The following is a 15,959-nucleotide window of genomic DNA, read 5'->3' as shown; positions in this document are numbered from 1 at the left end:
GAGCCTGCTGCTTTCTCGCTAGCAGTCACCAAGGCAAATGGCCATGGCCGTTGTCAGTGGTTGCCTCTGGCTCTGCACAATTGAGGCACCACTGACAGATGGCGTGGCGGTAAGCGGAGTCCAACCGGCTGATCAGAACTGGGCTTGGTGGCCGCTGCTGCCCCTCTACCCCTTTGGCCACAAGCGCACGCTGCGGCGTGAGCTGGTGCCCGGCCAAATCTGGAGCTTTGAGCAGCTTCAAGGGGTGTTTTTCGTGGCCGTGCCCATCCGCATGACCGCGGTGAAGCTCAAGACTGGCTTGTTGCTCTATGCCCCGGTGGCCGCCACGTCCGAGTGCATCGCCCTGGTACGGGAGCTGGAAGCTGAGCATGGGCCCGTGCTGAGCATCGTGCATCCCACCAGTTCCGGCTTGGAGCACAAGGTGGGTGTGCCAGCGATGGCGCGGGCGTTCCCAACGGCCGACGTGTGGGTCACGCCGGGGCAGTGGAGCTTTCCGCTGCCGCTACCGCTCAGCTGGCTCGGTTTTCCAGCACAGCGCACCAAGGTGTTGTTCGACGATGGGGTGCCCCATGGCGACGAACTGCATTGGGAGCGGCTGGGTCCGTTGCCCCTGGGGCCTGGCCCTTTTTGCGAGGCCACCGTGCTGCATCACACCAGCGGCACCTTGCTTTGCACCGATGGCTTGATCGCTGTTTCCGAGCGCTGGCCCGAGCTATTGGATCTTGATCCCAAGCCGCTGCTCTATCACGGCCGCAACGACGGCACAGAACCGATGGACGACTGCCCGCAGCGTCGCTTGCGGGGGTGGAAACGCCTGGTGCTGTTTGCCACCTGTCTCAAGCCGCAGGCTGTTGATCAGGTGTGGAGGCGCTTCCCCTTTCGTTGGCGCAGCGGCTGGGAGCAGGATTTCGCAGCGATCAGCCGTGATGGACAGCTGCGTGTGGCACCCATCCTTGAGGATCTGGTGTTTCCGCGGCAGCGCCCCCTGATGGGCCAGTGGCTGCGGCGCATCGCTCAGTTGCCGGTTCAGCAGCTTGTGCCCGCCCATTTCGACGCACCCATTGCCTGCACGCCCAGCCAGTTGAGCGCCTTAGCCGATGCCTGGGAGCAGCAGGATCAACCTGCTGCTGAGTTGCAAGACAGGGCTTTCCTGCGCTCTTTCAACCACCAGGTGGAACGCTTTGGCTTGGTGCCGAAGCCTTAAAGATCGATGGGCTCGTCGCCGTCGGGGCCAAACACAGCGCCTTCGAGCTCCATGCGCTGCTCCATCTGGCGAAGGAAGTAGCCCGTCATCATCGCGGAGGCCAACAGGCCTGCGAGGTTGTCGCGACTGGTTTGAATCTTGACTTCGAACTGCTCGCCAGGCAGCAGGCCCAGCAGGCCCTGCACGTTGTGGCGAATGATCTCTTGGATTTCAGGGCTGGCCGAGCGGGCGACTCGCTGCAGCACATCCGGGCTCTGCTCTTGGAGGTACTTGATCAGGTCGTTTCCGCTGATCGCGTCGGACTCCGAGGTCAGAAATTCCGGGTTGAACATTCCGCCCTTGGCTGTTGTCCAGGAAACAACTTAACAGCATCAGCAGATTTGACCGTCAGCCCACCGCTGGAGCGCTGATCGGTCCAAAATCCGCCAAAGGCCAGTAGCGCCAACGGGCTGTGCCCACTACATCGGCCTCTTTGAGCAGGCCCCAGAGGTGGGAATCGAGGCTGGCATTGCGGTTATCCCCCAAAACCAGCAATTTCCCCTCCTCCACCGTCAGTGGCTCGAGTTGGTAGTCCATCGCTTCAGCGATCCAGGGCTCGCGTACCGGCAGCCCATTGCGTTGCAAGGTGCCGTTCTCAACGGCAATCGCGTCCCCAGGGACCCCCACCACCCGTTTGATCAGTGCTGCGTTGGGGTCATATCCGGCGGCAGCCAACACCTCCGGGGTGCGGAACACCACCACCGCATTGCGGCCGGGGCTGAGCCCCAAGCGGTGCCCGAGCTTCCAAACCAAAATCCGATCTTGCGGTTGCAGACCTGGTTGCATCGATTCCGAGGGGATCCAGCGCGGTTCCACCACGCCCCAGCGCAGGGCGATGGCCACCACCACCACCAGCAAGAGCCCCTGCAGCTGCTGGCGCCATGTGTCCCGTTGTTCCATCACTGGGCGATCGGCGAGCACAATCGTGACGCGCCACCAGCCCCCCGTTGAGCATCGAGGCTGCTGACAATCTCCGCGCCGCTGAAGCCCTGCTGTCGGCCTTGATGGGGTTGGGGCTCAAGCGGGCCGTGCTGTGCCCAGGTAGTCGCAGCGGTCCATTGGCCCTGGCGGCCTCGCGGTTGGAATCCCATGGCCTGGCACTGACAACAGCCATTGATGAGCGCTCAGCTGGTTTTTTTGCCTTGGGCCAAACCCGCGGCGATGGCCAGCCCACCGCGGTGATCACCACCTCAGGAACGGCGGTGGCCAATCTGCTGCCGGCAGCGGTGGAGGCTGATTTCAGCGCCTTGCCCCTGCTATTGCTCACGGCTGATCGCCCTGAGCGGCTCAAGGCTTGCGGCGCCAATCAAACGGTGAACCAGGAGGCCTATTTGCAGCCGGCTTGCCGCGCCCTGCTTCAAGGACCGGCTGTAGGTCTGCACGACGCCACTGACGAGCGTTTGCTGCGCCTAGCTCAATCGGCCATGCGCCACGCCCTCGGGGCGCCGGCAGGGCCTGTGCACCTCAACCTGGCCTTTGATGAACCCCTGCATGCCGATCTCAGTGGGCTGCCGGTTGCTGCCCCGCCGGCGCCCCAGGAACTGCCCCCATTGTTTGAGCCACCAGTGCTGAGCAGCCTGGCTCCTTTGGATCCCAATCAGCCCGGGGTGATTGTTGTGGGGCCCTGGCGGCGCGGCCACGGCGGGCGCTTTGTGGCCGCCTTGCAGCAGCTCAACCGGCGCACCGGCTGGCCGATCCTGGCGGATGCCTCCTCCGGGCTTCGTGGTCTGCCCTTGCCGCTGATCAGCGGTTACGACCTGCTTCTGGCTCAGCCGCAGCGGTTGCCGCCAGCCCATCAGGTGTTGCGCTTGGGCTCGATGCCAGCCAGCCGCCGCTTGCAGCAATGGCTGCAGGCCTTCGAAGGACCCCAGCTCGTGATCACCGAAGCCGAACCGCGGCGGCAGGACCCTTTAGCCAGCGGTTGCCAGCAACATCCCCATGGGCTGGCTGCTTGGGTCCAGCTGCTGCCAGAGGGAGAGCCTTCAGCGGCGAGCCGAGCTGATGCCGCCCATTGGCAGCAAGCGGAAACCTCACTGCAACAGCAACTCGATCACGAGCTCCCCCATCAGGGCCCCTGCAGCGAACCGGCCTTGGCCCGCGCCCTGCAGCAGCTGATGCCTTCCGAGTGGCCAGTGATGTTGGCTAGCAGCTCGCCGGTGCGGGATTGGGAAAGCTTTGCCGGCCGCAAGAGCGGCCACCGCACGATCGTGAGCTTTCGGGGCGCCTCCGGCATTGATGGCACCCTCTCGCTGGCCGCTGGGATCGCCCAGCAGTGGCAGCGCCTGGTGCTGGTCACTGGTGATTTGGCCCTGCTGCATGACGCCAATGGTTGGCTCTGGCGCCGCCAGCTGACTGCAGAGCTGCGCATTGTGCTAATCGACAACGCCGGCGGTGGCGTCTTTGAGCAGTTACCGATTCCGAGGCAGTCGATCGATTTTGATCGTCTCTTTGCCATGCCCCAGAGCTGTGATGCCATGGCGCTGGCGGCAGCTCATGGTGTCGCGGCCCGTGATTGCAGTGCCATGGAAACCCTGGCTGACAATCTGCAGTGGCTTCTGGAGCCTGGTGATGCGATCCGCCTGCTGCGTTGCTCCACCGACCGGGGCCGTGATGCCCAGCTGCGCCAGGAGTTGCGTGACAAGCCATGGTGGGAGCAGACACCAGCTCCTTGATGGCTGTGCCCGCCTACCCATGGATCACTCAGGGCAACTACGACGACGTGCTCTTTGAGCTGTCGGCTGATGAGGGAATTGCGCGCATCAGCATCAACCGGCCTGAGAAACGCAATGCTTTTCGGCCTCGCACCGTCAGCGAGCTCTATGACGCCTTTGCCCGGGTGCGCGATAACCCCCGCATCGGTGTGGTGCTGTTCACCGGAGCCGGTCCGGCTGCTGATGGTGCCTATGCCTTTTGCGCTGGTGGTGACCAGTCGGTGCGCGGTGATGGCGGCTACATCGATGAGCAGGGCACCCCGCGGCTGAATGTGCTCGACCTGCAGCGCTTGATCCGCAGCTTGCCGAAGGTGGTGATTGCCCTGGTGGCCGGCTATGCCATCGGTGGCGGCCAGGTGCTGCATCTGCTCTGTGATCTGAGCATTGCAGCCGACAACGCCCAATTTGGCCAAACCGGCCCACGGGTTGGCAGCTTTGATGGCGGCTATGGCTGCGCCCATCTCGCCCGGTTGGTGGGCCAGCGCAAGGCGCGTGAAATCTGGTTCCTCTGCCGGCGCTACAACGCCGAGCAGGCCTTGGCGATGGGCCTGGTGAACACGGTGGTTCCCCTCGCTGAACTGGAGACTGAAGGTCTGCGCTGGGCGCGAGAGGTGTTGCAGCACAGCCCCACAGCGATCCGCTGCCTCAAAGCTGCTTTTAATGCCGACACCGATGGCATGGCCGGATTGCAGGAGTTGGCTGGGCAGGCCACCCATCTCTTCTACCGAACCGAAGAGGGCCAAGAAGGACGCAACGCCTTCCTCGAAAAACGGGCTCCGGATTTCTCCGATCAGCCCTGGTTGCCTTAAACCCTGAGAAATAAATAAAGACAGCTGAGACCAATGAGACGCACTGGCTAGCAGAAGGGGGAATTCCCCTCGCCAATGAAAAGTCTGCTGCTGCCTCTGGCCCTACTTCTCGGCCTGCCCTCGGCGGCGAGTGCCGGAGCCCTTCCTTGGGAAGAGCCCGACCTGGCCCTCAAAAAATCCCCCATCACCCTGCTGGAGCTCAGCCGCAGCACCAAGAAGGTGAAGGTGTTCCACGACGGTCAGGTGGTAGCCACGTTCCCGGTGGCTGTGGGTCGCCTTGATGCACCAACCCCACTGGGTGAGCACACCGTGCACCGCATGATGAAAAACCCGGTCTGGTCAAGCCCTTGGACCGGCCGCCAGGTCAAGCCCCATGCCCTCGGCCCCATCGGCACCCGCTGGATTGGCTTCTGGTACACCTGCGGCAATCGCACCTCGCTCGACGCCAACCCTCCGGCTTTTCGCCCCGGTGCCTGCAATGAGATCGGGTTCCACGGCACCGGCAGCGTGAAGTCGATCGGTACGGCGGCAAGCAACGGTTGCGTTCGAATGTTTGACCGCGATGCCGTGGCTCTCTATGACCTGGTGAAGGAAGGCACTCGCGTCCGCGTTATCGACTGAAGTCATGCGGCTCTTTCAACCTCTGCTCCTCTCAGCGCTGATGGCTGTAGTGACCCCGCTGCAGGCCGGCCCCCTCAGTGATCCCGACCATCCCCTGCGTCCTTTGGAGCTGCAGCTCGCCGAGCTGCCTGCAGGCGTGGTCGGTCGCGCTGGGCGGCATCTGGTGCTGCATCGCAGCCGCCGTCAGCTGCTGTTGATCGAGCAGGGGCAGTTGCTGAGCCGCTACCCGGTTGCAGTGGGAATGGCCGGCTGGGAAACCCCAGCCGGCAACTTCCGGGTGCTTAACAAGGTCAGCGATCCTTCCTGGGCCCATCCCCAAACCGGGGAGGTGGTCACTGGCGAAGATCCCAAGAATCCGCTGGGCAGCCGCTGGATCGGGTTTTACAAGGACTGTGTGGGGCGCAAAGGCTTTGACGGCGAGCGCATGCTCGACATCAAAGGCTGCACTACCGCTGGCTTCCACGGAACACCCCACCGCTGGACCATCGGCCATGCGGTCTCCCATGGCTGCGTGCGGCTCTTTGATGAAGACGTCCGCGACCTGTTTGACCGTGTGCGCACCGGCACTCCAGTAACGGTTCTGCCTTGATTACTCCGTAAAGTCCCCCGCACATGGCGGGACTTTGATGCGCATCCTCTTTGCTGCGGCCGAATGCGCACCGATGGTGAAAGTCGGCGGCATGGGAGATGTGGTGGGATCTCTGCCCCCAGCCCTGGCTGAGTTTGGTCACGACGTGCGCGTGATCATGCCCGGCTACGGCAAGCTCTGGTCCCAGCTTGATGTGCCCAGCGAGCCGATCTGGCGTGCCCAAACCATGGGTACTGATTTCGCGGTCTATGAGACCCGTCATCCCAAGACCGGGCTCACGATCTATTTGGTGGGCCATCCGGTTTTTGATGGTGAGCGCATCTATGGAGGTGAAGACGAGGACTGGCGCTTCACCTTCTTCGCTAGCGCCACCTCTGAATTTGCTTGGAATTCCTGGAAGCCACAGGTGCTGCATTGCCATGACTGGCACACCGGCATGATCCCGGTATGGATGCATCAAGACCCCGAGATCAGCACGGTCTTCACCATCCACAACCTCAAATACCAAGGTCCATGGCGCTGGAAGCTCGAGCGCATGACCTGGTGCCCCTGGTATATGCAGGGCGATCACACCATGGCAGCAGCCTTGCTGTATGCCGATCGCGTCAATGCGGTGTCACCCACCTACGCCCAAGAGATCCGCACGCCCGAATACGGCGAAAAATTGGAGGGGTTGCTCAATTACATCAGCGGCAAGCTGCGCGGCATCCTCAACGGCATTGATGTGGAGGCTTGGAATCCCGCCACTGATGCGCGCATTCCCGCCACCTACAGCGCCGCTGACCTCAGCGGTAAAGCCATCTGCAAGAAGGCTCTGCAGGAGCGCATGGGCCTTCAGGTGAACCCCGACACCTTTGTGATCGGTTTGGTGAGCCGTTTGGTGGACCAGAAAGGCGTCGACCTGCTGCTGCAGGTGGCCGAACGCTTTCTCGCCTACACCGACACCCAGATCGTGGTGCTGGGAACCGGCGATCGCCATTTGGAATCGGGCCTATGGCAAATGGCGAGTCAGCACGGCGGCCGCTTTGCCTCGTTCCTCACCTACGACGACGACCTCTCCAGGCTGATCTATGCCGGCAGTGATGCCTTCTTGATGCCCTCGCGCTTTGAGCCCTGCGGTATCAGCCAGTTGCTCTCGATGCGCTACGGCACCATTCCGGTGGTGCGCCGCGTTGGCGGACTGGTGGACACTGTGCCCCCCTATGTGCCTGCCACTCAAGAGGGCAATGGTTTCTGCTTCGACCGCTATGAAGCCATTGACCTTTACACCGCCTTGGTGCGCGCCTGGGAGGCCTATCGCCATCAAGACAGCTGGCAGCAATTGATGAAGCGGGTGATGCAGGTTGACTTCAGTTGGGCCCGTTCAGCCCTGGAATACGACCGCCTGTACCGCGATGTGTGCGGAATCAAGGAGCCCACACCAGAAGCTGATGCGGTGGCAGCCTTCTCGATTCCCCAGCCGCCTGAACAGCAGGCCGCCCGTGCAGCGGCTGAAGCCGCTGACCCCAACCCCCAGCGGCGCTTTAATCCCCTTGGATTGCTGCGCCGAAACGGCAGTTGATGGACGGCCCCCAGACCACACCGGAGAAGCCATCGCTGCTGCCCGTTCCCTGGAGCAGCCCCTGGAAGCAACTTCGGCAGGATCTGGCGCGGGACTTACCGGCTGTTGGCTCCGCCAGCCTGCTGCGCCTGCGCGAGCTGTGGCGCCGCAACCGCGAAGGTGATCTATCGGTTCCAGGCTTTTGGCCCCAGGCGCTGAGCGCCTGGTTCTGGCCGCTGCTACTGGCTGTGGCCCTGAGCGTGTTGAGCCTGCCGTTGTTGCTTAGCCGCGGAACCACACCGAAGCCGGTGGCGGTGGTCGAGCAAACGCTGCCGGTGGAGCAGCAGTTGCAACAGGCTTTTGAGCCGCCGCTCCCGGCCGCTGAGCCCCTGCCAGCCGTTGTGCCGGAGCCCGAGCCAATGCCACTGCCGGCTGAACCGGTGGTGAGTTTGGATCCGCTGCTGGCCTTGCTGGAGGAGGGCTCATCCGCTGATTTGATCGCATCGATCCATCCGCTTCCTGATCAAGGCGTGCTGGAGCTCACCCCCAGCGATGGGTTTGCTGCGCTTACAACCTCTGCCCGTCAGCAACAGGCCGATCACTGGTTGGAATTGAGCCGTTCGATCGGTTACGACAACCTGCAGCTCGTTGATGCCACTGGCAAGCTTGTGGGGCGCTCAGCCCAGGTTGGCGAGGGCATGATCCTCTGGAACCTGGCCAACCCATGAGCCCCTCGCTTTGCCTGCAGGATCTGGCCCGCTTGTTGGATGCTCCGGTGCAGCGCCGCAACGCTCCAGCTGACCCGACCACATTGGCATGGACGTTTGAGAACATCAGCACCGATAGCCGCGCGTTGCAGCCGGGTGATTTGTTTATTCCCTTGCGGGGTGAACGCTTCGATGGCCACGATTTTCTCGATGCGGCCGTCAGCGTTGGCGTTGCTGGCGCGCTGATCGCCCGTGATTGGGCTGGTTATGTGCCGGAGCAGCTGGCCACTGTGGTGGTCGATGACACCCTTAGCGCCTACCAGCAGATCGCCTTGGCTTGGCGCCGTCAACTCCATTGCCCCGTGGTGGCCGTCACCGGTTCAGCGGGTAAAACCACCACCCGGGAGTTGATCAAGGCTTGCTTGTCTCCATTGGGGGCCATTGAGAGCAGCGTTGGCAACGAAAACAACGACATTGGCGTTCCCCGCACGATGTTGCGCAGCGACAGCAGCCATGCCGGCCTGGTGCTGGAGATGGGAATGCGCGGCCTGGGCGAAATTCATCGCCTCAGCGTTTGCGCTGAACCTGATGTGGCTGTGATCACCAACATCGGCACCGCGCACATCGGCCGTCTGGGCAGCCGGGCCGCCATTGCCCAGGCCAAATGTGAGATCACTGATTGCCTCAAGCCTTCGGGTTTGCTCGTGATTCCCGCTGGTGATCCACTGCTGGAAGCCGAGGTGAGCCGTGTTTGGAGTGGTCGGGTGCAACGGGTGGCGCTCAGTGATGACACCCTGGAGCCAGGCACACCAGCCCCCGATTGGGTAGCTCAACTGCAGGGGCAGAGCATCACGTTGGCCAGCCAGGGGTTGAAGCTCACCAACCCATTGGAGGGGCGCCACAACGCCCGTAATTTTTTGCTGGCTCTCGCTGCTGCCCAAGAGTTGGGGGTCACCGCCGAACAGCTGCGTGATCTCTCGGTGTCGCTGCCTGGTGGCCGCGCGCGGCGTTTGAACATCAACGGCGTCAGCGTGCTCGATGAGACCTACAACGCCTCACCCGAAGCGATGCTGGCCAGCCTGGAGTTGCTGAGCCAACAGCCCGGTGGCCATCGTTATGCCGTTGTGGGAACGATGCTGGAGCTGGGTGATCAAAGCTTGTCCCTCCACCGCCAAGTGGGGGAAAAGGCGGCAGCCCTCGGCCTTGATGGGCTGGTGGTGGTAGCGAGCGAACCCGAAGCCAGCGCTGTGATGCAGGGTGCTGCTGGCCTCAGCAAATTGATCTGCGTTGCGAGTCCGGAAGCGGTGGCTGAACCCTTGAAGCAATGGTTGAGCCCAGGTGATCATGTGCTGCTCAAAGCCAGCCGCGGGATTGCCTTGGAGCGCTTGATTCCGCTGCTCGGCTGATCAGCTCGGGCCTGCCCAGTTCTCTTTGATCAGCTGCTTGGCTCGGCCGAGGGCCAATGCCCCATCAGGAACATTTTTGGTGAGTGTGGATCCAGCAGCCACCGTCACCTTGTTGCCCAATTGGATCGGTGCCACCAACACCGAGTTGGCACCGGTTTTGCTGCCATCACCAATCACGGTGCGGTGCTTGTTGACCCCGTCGTAGTTGGCGGTGATGGTTCCAGCCCCCACATTGACGCTGGCTCCCAGCTCGGCATCGCCGATGTAGCTCAGGTGATTCACCTTGCTGGCCTCGCCAACGGTGCTTTTTTTTACCTCCACAAAGTTGCCAATGCGGCAGTTGTTGCCGATCACCGCCGCAGGACGAAGGTGGGCATAGGGCCCAACGCTGACGCCATCACCCACGGTGGCCTCGCGAACCACCGACATCACCACCGAAACGCCACGGCCCAACTCGGCGTCTTCGATCAACGAGCCCGGCCCGAGCCTGCTTTCATCTCCGATCAGACAGCGACCACGCAGGTGGGTTTGCGGTTCGATCACCACATCACGGCCGAACTGGCAGCCCTCACTCAAGGTGCAGCTGGCTGGGTCCACAAAGGTCACCCCTTCGGCCATCCAGTGTTGGCGCAGGCGCTCTTGCAGCATCGTTTCGCATTGCGCCAGTTGCTGGCGGTTGTTGATGCCATTGACCTCATCAGGATCAGCCACCTCCACGTGCATGGCTTTGGCCAGCATCGCCACGGTGTCGGTGAGGTAGAGCTCCCCCTGGTCGTTGTCGGTACTCAGCTGGGGCAGCACCTCTGCCAAGGCCGTCCAGTTGAAGCAGTAAATCCCTGCGTTGGTGAGGTTGTTGCGGCGCTGCTCCTCGCTGCAGTCGCGGTGCTCAATGATGCTGCTCACTGCGCCCTGCTCATCGGCAAACACGCGGCCATACCCGGTTGGATCCTCCAGCCGTGCCGTCAGCAGGGTCACCAGGGCACCACTGCTGCGATGGGTGCTCACGAGCTGGTCGATGGTTTCCGCGCGCAACAGCGGCACATCGCCATTGAGCACAAGCAGTTCCCCCTCGAAGTTGTTCAGGGGTTCCAGCAGTTGCTGCACCGCGTGGCCAGTGCCGTTTTGGGGCTGCTGCAGCACGAATTCCAGCCCGCCCACGGCGCTGAGCTGCTGCTCCACCCGTTCGGCTTGATGGCCAACGATCAGCAAGCGCCGCTCGGGCTTGAGATTGCGTGCACTGGCCAGTACCCGTTCCACGAGGGTGGCCCCCGCGAGGGGTTGCAACACCTTGGGCAGGTTGCTCTTCATGCGGGTTCCTTTCCCCGCGGCCAGAACGGCAACCGCCAGCATCACAACGCCTCAACTGGGCGGGAATCTACCGGCATTCCGCAGGCCCTCCCCCTGCTGCCAGCGGCGGCGCCAAGCGCTTGTGCTCAAGCGTCCGCTGCACTGCTGCTGTTGGCGGCGTTGCTCTTGGATCTCAGCAGCGGTGCCCTGGCCACTGGGATCGAGGTAGGGCAGAGCAGCCTGGGTTTGCAGATGTTCCTGCTCCATCTGAGAGAACGCCACAAGCGGTTTGCCTGGCGGCAGAACCGTTGGACTGGCCACCGTGCCGCCGCTCCATTGATGGCTGGCGCTACCGGCGGGCGGCTTCAATCCAGCCAGCTGCAAGCCATGGGCCAGCAGGCTTTGGCGGACGGCAGCGGCTGAGCAATAGGTGGTCAACCGGCCTCGGGGCGCCAGGCATTGGCTCACCAGCCCAAGGAACTCCTGGCTCCAAAGCTGCGGGCACACACCGGGTGAAAAGGCGTCATGGATCACCAGATCGCAGCGCCCAGCTAATTGGCTCTGCAGATCCCGCAGGGTTTGACGCGCATCACCCCAATGAATCGTGGTGGCTCGCTCCTGCAGCGCTTGGAGGATGCTGTTGGGCCACTGCTGCTGAAAGCGCTGATCAGCCAGGGCTAGCTGCAGCGGCTGGGCGTCGAGCTCCAAACCCCACCACTGCAATTGCAGCTGCCGCTGCTGGCAGGCCTCCAGCACCACGGCAGTGTTGGTTCCGGTGCCAACGCACAGTTCCAGCACGCGCAGCGTGCTGCCAGGCGCCAAACGCTCAAGCCCCGCCGGCGCAACAAAGGTCTCTTGGGCCTCTTGGATGGCCCCCCGGTTGCTGTGAAATGCCTGGCCGTACGCCTCACTCCAGAGGCTGAAGCTGCCGTCCTTGCAGCGGTATGGCTTCAGCGGCTCTTCAGCTCCGCTGCAATCGGGCCAATTCATCCCAGAAACTTGGGTAAGACACCGCTGCGGCCTCGCTTTGGGCAATGGTGGTGTCGCCGCTAGCGATCAACGCCGCGACCGCCAAGCTCATGGCAACGCGGTGATCGGTTTCGCTATCAACCTGGGCTCCTTTGAGCCGCTGGCCCCCGGGAATCACCATGCCGTCAGCGGTTTCCTCCAGCTCGGCGCCCATGGCACGGAGCTGTTTGGCCATCACGGCCAAGCGATCGGTCTCTTTGACCCGCAGCTCAGCGGCATCGCGGATCACGCTGGTGCCCTCTGCGCAGAGGGCTGCCACCGAGAGGATTGGAATTTCATCCACCAGCCTGGGGATTAAGTCACCACCGATCTCAAAGGCCTTCAGCGGGCTGTGGCGAACACGCAGGTCTGCGACCGGTTCGCCGGCCACATCCCGTTGGTTGAGGACTTCGAGTGGCGCACCCATCTGCTCCAACACATCCAGGATTCCGGTGCGGGTGGGGTTGATGCCCACGTTTTCAATTGTGAGCTCGGTGCCGGGAACCACCAAGGCGGCGATCAGCCAAAAGGCAGCGGAACTGATGTCACCGGGCACCACCACATGTTGTCCGTGGAGTTCACTGCCGGGCTGCACAACTGCGGTGGGGCCATCAGCCGCGTGTGGCTGGCTGATCAGCTCAGCGCCAAAAGCGCGCAGCATGCGTTCGCTGTGATCCCTCGAGAGCGCAGGCTCGATCACGGTGGTGCTGCCACTGGCGGTTAAACCCGCCAGCAAGAGGGCACTTTTCACTTGAGCGCTGGCAACGGGTGTGCGAACCGTGCCGCCGCTCAGCACTTGCCCCGCAATCGCCAGTGGTGCTTTGTTGCCACCATCGCGCCCGTTGATCTGAGCTCCCATCTGAGCCAATGGCTTGGCTACCCGTGCCATGGGCCTGCGCCGCAGGGAGGCATCTCCATCGAGCACAAAATGGCGACCATCACGGCCAGCCAAAAGGCCCAGCATCAAGCGCATCGTGGTGCCGGAGTTGCCGCAATCGAGCACCTGCGCGGGTTCTTGCAAACCATCAAGGCCCACACCTGCCACTCGCACCACACCACTGCTGTCGATCGCTGAGATGGTGACGCCCATGGCCCGCAGGCAGGCGGCGGTGCTCAAGGGGTCTTCAGCAGGCAGCAGGCCTTCGATGGTGGTGGTGCCTGTGGCGATGGCTCCAAACAGCAGAGCTCGATGGGAAATCGATTTGTCGCCGGGGACGCGCACTGAGCCGTGAAGGCTGCCGCCACCGCTGAGGCAGACGCTGCCCATAGCTGCTTGGAAGTTGCCACCATGCTGCAGGACGGCACAGAACACAAAAGTTCAAAACGGTAGCGATTGCTACCAAATGCCATACAGTGTGGTTACGTTGACCCCAGCAAGGGGTGCAGTCAGACCCGCGCCAGGCAACGGGGACGCGGGCATTACGTGGAGGTCCCCATGAACGTCCTCTCGATGATCAAAGACCGCCAAATCAAGGCTCAGCGCCGCTTTGAAGCTGAGTTGATGATGGCCAAGGCCTATCGCGGTGTCGCCTACGTCGACGTCCATCACGACACCCCAAGCGAGCAGCCCAGCCAGTGCTCGTACCGAGGTCAGAGCTACACCTGCTCCTGATTGTTGGGGGCTTGCATTACTGCGCTGAAGCCATAACTTGCGACCAGTGCTGATCAGCCCCTATGCGCTCCGGCTTGTTGCTGTTGGTGCTCAGCTCGCTGGCCATTCCCCAGGCCGTTCGATCTGAGCCCCAACCGCCACCGGGTCTTTGGCTTCGTCAAGGTTGCGTGGATGGTCAGCAACTGATCTGTGATTACCGCTGGCAAGACGGCGACCCCAGTGGCTTTCCTCTGATGTACAAGCAGGTCTCCAGCGGCCCCAACGAGTCGGCGGAGCCGTTCGAATTTCTGTATCGCTGCACGCCCAAGCCAAAGGTGGTGCGCATCACCCGGGCTCAATCATTGGCCAGTGTTCATCGCTGGACAGCACCTTCTGCCTTACGTCACCACTGCCGCAGCGCCACTCAACCCAGCATCAAGCCCTGATCAGGATCAAGGCTGGCTTCCCAGCTGCGCTGGTCGAAGAGCAATTCGGCCACGCTCAGCTCGGAGAGCTCTCGCTCCATAGCCCGTTGCAACCGCTGTTGCAGTTGTTGTTCCAGCCGTTGTCCAGCTTGGCCAACGGCACCTTCTGCTGACTCGATCTCAAGGCTCAGCTGCCTGCGGCCGCCAACGGCATCGAGCACCTCTTGAACGCTGAGATCGTCGGCGCGCCGGCTCAGGCGATAGCCGCCTCTACGGCCTCGACGGGCCTCGATCAAGTGGGCTTGCCGCAATTGCAACAGGATTTGCTCCAGGCGCGCCTCCGGTAACTCCTGGCGTTTGGCCAGTTCAGGGCCCGACAGCACGCTTTGCGGAGACCGGGCCAGCTCAACCAAGGCGCGCAAGGCGATTGTTCCGGCGCGCGTCAGCATCAGCTCAACCGGTTCAGCACGTGTTCCAGCTGCAAACCAAACAGGCTGGGATCAGGTTCATTGCCCATCAGATCACCCAATCCCAGCTCCTGCCAGCGGGCATCGAGCTTGGCTTCGCTCTCGGCATCACGGCCCAAGGGCTCACCCCAATCGTGGCGTTTCTCGGGCCCCACTTTGGTGGTGGCATCGATCGCCAAACGGCCGCCGAGACCCAGCCGCTCACTGGCGAAATCCAAGGAATCAAACGGCGTGTCGTCGAGCACAAACAGATCCCGCTGCGGATCGACTTGAGCAGCGATGGCCCACACCACTTGACGTGGATCGCGCACGTTGATGCTCTTATCAACAACCACCACAAACTTGGTGTAAGTGAACTGGGGCAGAGCACTCCAGAAGGCCATGGCGGCTCGCCGCGCCTGGCCGGGGTAGGCCTTGTCGATGGAAATCACCGCGAGCTTGTAGCTCAAGGCCTCCATCGGCAAGAAAAAGTCGACGATCTCGCTGACTTGTTGACGCAGGATCGGCGTGTAGATGCGATTCAGCGCAATCGCCAACATCGCCTCTTCTTTGGGGGGCCGGCCACTAAAGGTGGTGAGCATCACCGGATCGCGCTTCTGGGTCATGCAGTGGAAGCGCACCAACGGCGAGGGTTCCTCCAAGCCGTAGAAGCCCATGTGGTCGCCAAAGGGGCCATCCCCCAGGGTTTCGCCCGGGGTGATGGTTCCTTCCAGCACGATCTCGCTGTGGCTGGGCACCTCCAGATCAACGGTTTTGCAGCGCGCCAGGTGCACACCTTTGCCGGCATACAAGCCGGCAAAGAGCCATTCACTGAGTTGCACAGGGATCGGGGTGGCGGCGGCCATCACCAGCAACGGGTGCACCCCAAGGGCCACGGCGACCTCAAGTTTTTCGCCCCGTTCAGCCGCCTTGCGCAGGTGACGCGCGCCACCGCGCACGCTCAACCAGTGCACGGTCATGCTGCGGGCATCCTGTTGTTGCAGCCGGTAGACCCCCACATTGGGAACCTTGGTTTCCGGGTCTTTGGTGATCACCAAACCCAGGGTGATTACCCGGCCGGCATCGCCGGGCCAGGGGCGAATCAGCGGCAGCTGATTGAGATCGAGCTCAGCCTCAGGCACCACCTTTTGATGGCAGCGGGGCGTCAGGTCACGGTCGGGTCTGGCTTTGACCAGATCCCAGAGCACACGGGAAAAGCTGGTTAGCTCCTTGAGTCCCTTCGGCGGTTTGGGCTGTTGCAACAGGGCCAGGCGGCTGCCCAGGTCTTCGAGCTCTTCGACCCGCTCGAGCCCCATGCTCCAGGCCACCCGCTCAACGGTGCCCAAGAGATTGAGCACCAGGGGCATCGAGCTCCCCTTCACGTTTTCAAATAGCAGGGCTGGCCCGCCCATGGCCAAGACGCGATCTGCGATCGCAGCGGCTTCCAGATCACCATCAACGGGGGCGGTGATGCGACGGAGCTGGCCTCGCTGCTCAACGAGCCGCAAGAAATCCTGTAGATCCTTTTGGCCCATGGCCCCGCGGCAAAGGGCCCTACTGTCGCGCACGCAAAAGC

Annotated in this window: 17 protein-coding genes; 10 read left to right on the top strand and 7 right to left on the bottom strand. The window is 62.6% G+C overall.

Going from position 1 to position 15,959, the window contains the following annotated elements; all coding sequences use genetic code 11:
• Nucleotides 1-43 precede the first annotated feature (43 nt).
• Complete coding sequence (locus tag SIB46_RS02545; protein ID WP_413296986.1) at nucleotides 44-1,204, top strand: DUF4336 domain-containing protein; 1,161 nt, start codon at nucleotides 44-46, stop codon at nucleotides 1,202-1,204.
• Here SIB46_RS02545 and SIB46_RS02540 read toward each other — a convergent pair.
• The gene (locus SIB46_RS02540) at nucleotides 1,201-1,536 is read right to left on the bottom strand and encodes a DUF760 domain-containing protein (RefSeq protein WP_011935555.1); all 336 of its coding nucleotides are present in this window, start codon (nucleotides 1,534-1,536) and stop codon (nucleotides 1,201-1,203) included. The two genes, SIB46_RS02545 and SIB46_RS02540, sit on opposite strands and share 4 nt — an antisense overlap.
• Before the next feature lie 55 nt (nucleotides 1,537-1,591).
• Nucleotides 1,592-2,143 carry a signal peptidase I gene (gene lepB, locus SIB46_RS02535; RefSeq protein ID WP_413296985.1) on the bottom strand — a complete coding sequence of 184 codons (552 nt, stop codon included), beginning with the start codon at nucleotides 2,141-2,143 and terminating at the stop codon, nucleotides 1,592-1,594.
• A gap of 47 nt (nucleotides 2,144-2,190) precedes the next feature.
• Between lepB and menD the strand changes: the two genes are divergently transcribed.
• The 7 genes from menD to SIB46_RS02500 all read left to right on the top strand — a co-directional run bounded on the left by menD (nucleotide 2,191) and on the right by SIB46_RS02500 (nucleotide 9,626).
• Nucleotides 2,191-3,915 (top strand): 2-succinyl-5-enolpyruvyl-6-hydroxy-3-cyclohexene-1-carboxylic-acid synthase, encoded by a 1,725-nt coding sequence (gene menD / locus SIB46_RS02530; RefSeq protein WP_413296984.1) that lies wholly within the window; start codon nucleotides 2,191-2,193, stop codon nucleotides 3,913-3,915.
• Entirely contained in the window at nucleotides 3,888-4,763 is an 876-nt protein-coding gene (gene menB / locus SIB46_RS02525; protein ID WP_413296983.1) for a 1,4-dihydroxy-2-naphthoyl-CoA synthase, read from the top strand. Before menD ends, menB begins: the two co-directional genes overlap by 28 nt.
• Before the next feature lie 75 nt (nucleotides 4,764-4,838).
• A complete protein-coding gene (locus tag SIB46_RS02520) occupies nucleotides 4,839-5,384 on the top strand; it encodes a L,D-transpeptidase (protein ID WP_413296982.1) in 546 nt (181 codons plus the stop codon).
• Nucleotides 5,385-5,388: 4 nt separating this feature from the next.
• Nucleotides 5,389-5,973 carry a L,D-transpeptidase gene (locus SIB46_RS02515; protein WP_413296981.1) on the top strand — a complete coding sequence of 195 codons (585 nt, stop codon included), beginning with the start codon at nucleotides 5,389-5,391 and terminating at the stop codon, nucleotides 5,971-5,973.
• A 37-nt stretch (nucleotides 5,974-6,010) separates the two neighbouring features.
• Nucleotides 6,011-7,534, top strand: coding sequence for a glycogen synthase GlgA (gene glgA / locus SIB46_RS02510; protein ID WP_413296980.1), 1,524 nt, complete (start codon nucleotides 6,011-6,013; stop codon nucleotides 7,532-7,534).
• Entirely contained in the window at nucleotides 7,534-8,241 is a 708-nt protein-coding gene (locus SIB46_RS02505) for a hypothetical protein (RefSeq protein WP_413296979.1), read from the top strand. The genes glgA and SIB46_RS02505 overlap by 1 nt, the downstream gene beginning before the upstream one ends.
• Nucleotides 8,238-9,626, top strand: a complete 1,389-nt coding sequence (locus SIB46_RS02500; protein WP_413296978.1) for a UDP-N-acetylmuramoyl-tripeptide--D-alanyl-D-alanine ligase — start codon at nucleotides 8,238-8,240, stop codon at nucleotides 9,624-9,626. Before SIB46_RS02505 ends, SIB46_RS02500 begins: the two co-directional genes overlap by 4 nt.
• On the opposite strand, the gene glmU is transcribed toward SIB46_RS02500, so the two are convergent.
• The 3 genes from glmU to aroA are packed head-to-tail and all read right to left on the bottom strand — an operon-like array spanning nucleotide 9,627 to nucleotide 13,188.
• Nucleotides 9,627-10,976, bottom strand: coding sequence for a bifunctional UDP-N-acetylglucosamine diphosphorylase/glucosamine-1-phosphate N-acetyltransferase GlmU (gene glmU, locus SIB46_RS02495; protein WP_413296977.1), 1,350 nt, complete (start codon nucleotides 10,974-10,976; stop codon nucleotides 9,627-9,629).
• A gap of 9 nt (nucleotides 10,977-10,985) precedes the next feature.
• Nucleotides 10,986-11,903 carry a tRNA (5-methylaminomethyl-2-thiouridine)(34)-methyltransferase MnmD gene (locus SIB46_RS02490; protein WP_413296976.1) on the bottom strand — a complete coding sequence of 306 codons (918 nt, stop codon included), beginning with the start codon at nucleotides 11,901-11,903 and terminating at the stop codon, nucleotides 10,986-10,988.
• The gene (aroA, locus tag SIB46_RS02485; protein ID WP_413296975.1) at nucleotides 11,875-13,188 is read right to left on the bottom strand and encodes a 3-phosphoshikimate 1-carboxyvinyltransferase; all 1,314 of its coding nucleotides are present in this window, start codon (nucleotides 13,186-13,188) and stop codon (nucleotides 11,875-11,877) included. The genes SIB46_RS02490 and aroA overlap by 29 nt, the downstream gene beginning before the upstream one ends.
• Before the next feature lie 168 nt (nucleotides 13,189-13,356).
• On the opposite strand from aroA, the gene SIB46_RS02480 reads away from it, so the two are divergent.
• On the top strand, nucleotides 13,357-13,533 hold the full coding sequence (locus SIB46_RS02480; protein WP_413296974.1) for a hypothetical protein: 177 nt from the start codon (nucleotides 13,357-13,359) through the stop codon (nucleotides 13,531-13,533).
• A 62-nt stretch (nucleotides 13,534-13,595) separates the two neighbouring features.
• Entirely contained in the window at nucleotides 13,596-13,958 is a 363-nt protein-coding gene (locus SIB46_RS02475) for a hypothetical protein (protein ID WP_413296973.1), read from the top strand.
• Here SIB46_RS02475 and SIB46_RS02470 read toward each other — a convergent pair.
• Together SIB46_RS02470 and SIB46_RS02465 are read right to left on the bottom strand one after the other, a co-directional pair.
• Entirely contained in the window at nucleotides 13,937-14,386 is a 450-nt protein-coding gene (locus SIB46_RS02470) for an Rrf2 family transcriptional regulator (protein ID WP_413296972.1), read from the bottom strand. The genes SIB46_RS02475 and SIB46_RS02470 overlap by 22 nt on opposite strands.
• The gene (locus SIB46_RS02465) at nucleotides 14,386-15,918 is read right to left on the bottom strand and encodes a UbiD family decarboxylase (RefSeq protein ID WP_413296971.1); all 1,533 of its coding nucleotides are present in this window, start codon (nucleotides 15,916-15,918) and stop codon (nucleotides 14,386-14,388) included. Before SIB46_RS02465 ends, SIB46_RS02470 begins: the two co-directional genes overlap by 1 nt.
• Nucleotides 15,919-15,959: the final 41 nt, after the last annotated feature.

Source organism: Synechococcus sp. MIT S9452, assembly GCF_047304245.1.
Classification (GTDB): Bacteria; Cyanobacteriota; Cyanobacteriia; order PCC-6307; family Cyanobiaceae; genus RCC307.
This window is presented reverse-complemented; position numbering and strand designations above follow the sequence as displayed.

Excerpts from the sequence above, each read along its gene's own strand:
- SIB46_RS02545 (WP_413296986.1), top strand. The coding sequence starts at position 44 with ATGGCCGTTGTCAGTGGTTGCCTCTGGCTCTGCACAATTGAGGCACCA.
- SIB46_RS02540 (WP_011935555.1), bottom strand. The coding sequence starts at position 1,536 with ATGTTCAACCCGGAATTTCTGACCTCGGAGTCCGACGCGATCAGCGGA.
- lepB (WP_413296985.1), bottom strand. The coding sequence starts at position 2,143 with ATGGAACAACGGGACACATGGCGCCAGCAGCTGCAGGGGCTCTTGCTG.
- menB (WP_413296983.1), top strand. The coding sequence starts at position 3,888 with ATGGTGGGAGCAGACACCAGCTCCTTGATGGCTGTGCCCGCCTACCCA.
- SIB46_RS02520 (WP_413296982.1), top strand. The coding sequence starts at position 4,839 with ATGAAAAGTCTGCTGCTGCCTCTGGCCCTACTTCTCGGCCTGCCCTCG.
- SIB46_RS02515 (WP_413296981.1), top strand. The coding sequence starts at position 5,389 with ATGCGGCTCTTTCAACCTCTGCTCCTCTCAGCGCTGATGGCTGTAGTG.
- glgA (WP_413296980.1), top strand. The coding sequence starts at position 6,011 with ATGCGCATCCTCTTTGCTGCGGCCGAATGCGCACCGATGGTGAAAGTC.
- SIB46_RS02505 (WP_413296979.1), top strand. The coding sequence starts at position 7,534 with ATGGACGGCCCCCAGACCACACCGGAGAAGCCATCGCTGCTGCCCGTT.
- SIB46_RS02500 (WP_413296978.1), top strand. The coding sequence starts at position 8,238 with ATGAGCCCCTCGCTTTGCCTGCAGGATCTGGCCCGCTTGTTGGATGCT.
- glmU (WP_413296977.1), bottom strand. The coding sequence starts at position 10,976 with ATGCTGGCGGTTGCCGTTCTGGCCGCGGGGAAAGGAACCCGCATGAAG.
- SIB46_RS02490 (WP_413296976.1), bottom strand. The coding sequence starts at position 11,903 with ATGAATTGGCCCGATTGCAGCGGAGCTGAAGAGCCGCTGAAGCCATAC.
- aroA (WP_413296975.1), bottom strand. The coding sequence starts at position 13,188 with ATGGGCAGCGTCTGCCTCAGCGGTGGCGGCAGCCTTCACGGCTCAGTG.
- SIB46_RS02480 (WP_413296974.1), top strand. The coding sequence starts at position 13,357 with ATGAACGTCCTCTCGATGATCAAAGACCGCCAAATCAAGGCTCAGCGC.
- SIB46_RS02475 (WP_413296973.1), top strand. The coding sequence starts at position 13,596 with ATGCGCTCCGGCTTGTTGCTGTTGGTGCTCAGCTCGCTGGCCATTCCC.
- SIB46_RS02470 (WP_413296972.1), bottom strand. The coding sequence starts at position 14,386 with ATGCTGACGCGCGCCGGAACAATCGCCTTGCGCGCCTTGGTTGAGCTG.
- SIB46_RS02465 (WP_413296971.1), bottom strand. The coding sequence starts at position 15,918 with ATGGGCCAAAAGGATCTACAGGATTTCTTGCGGCTCGTTGAGCAGCGA.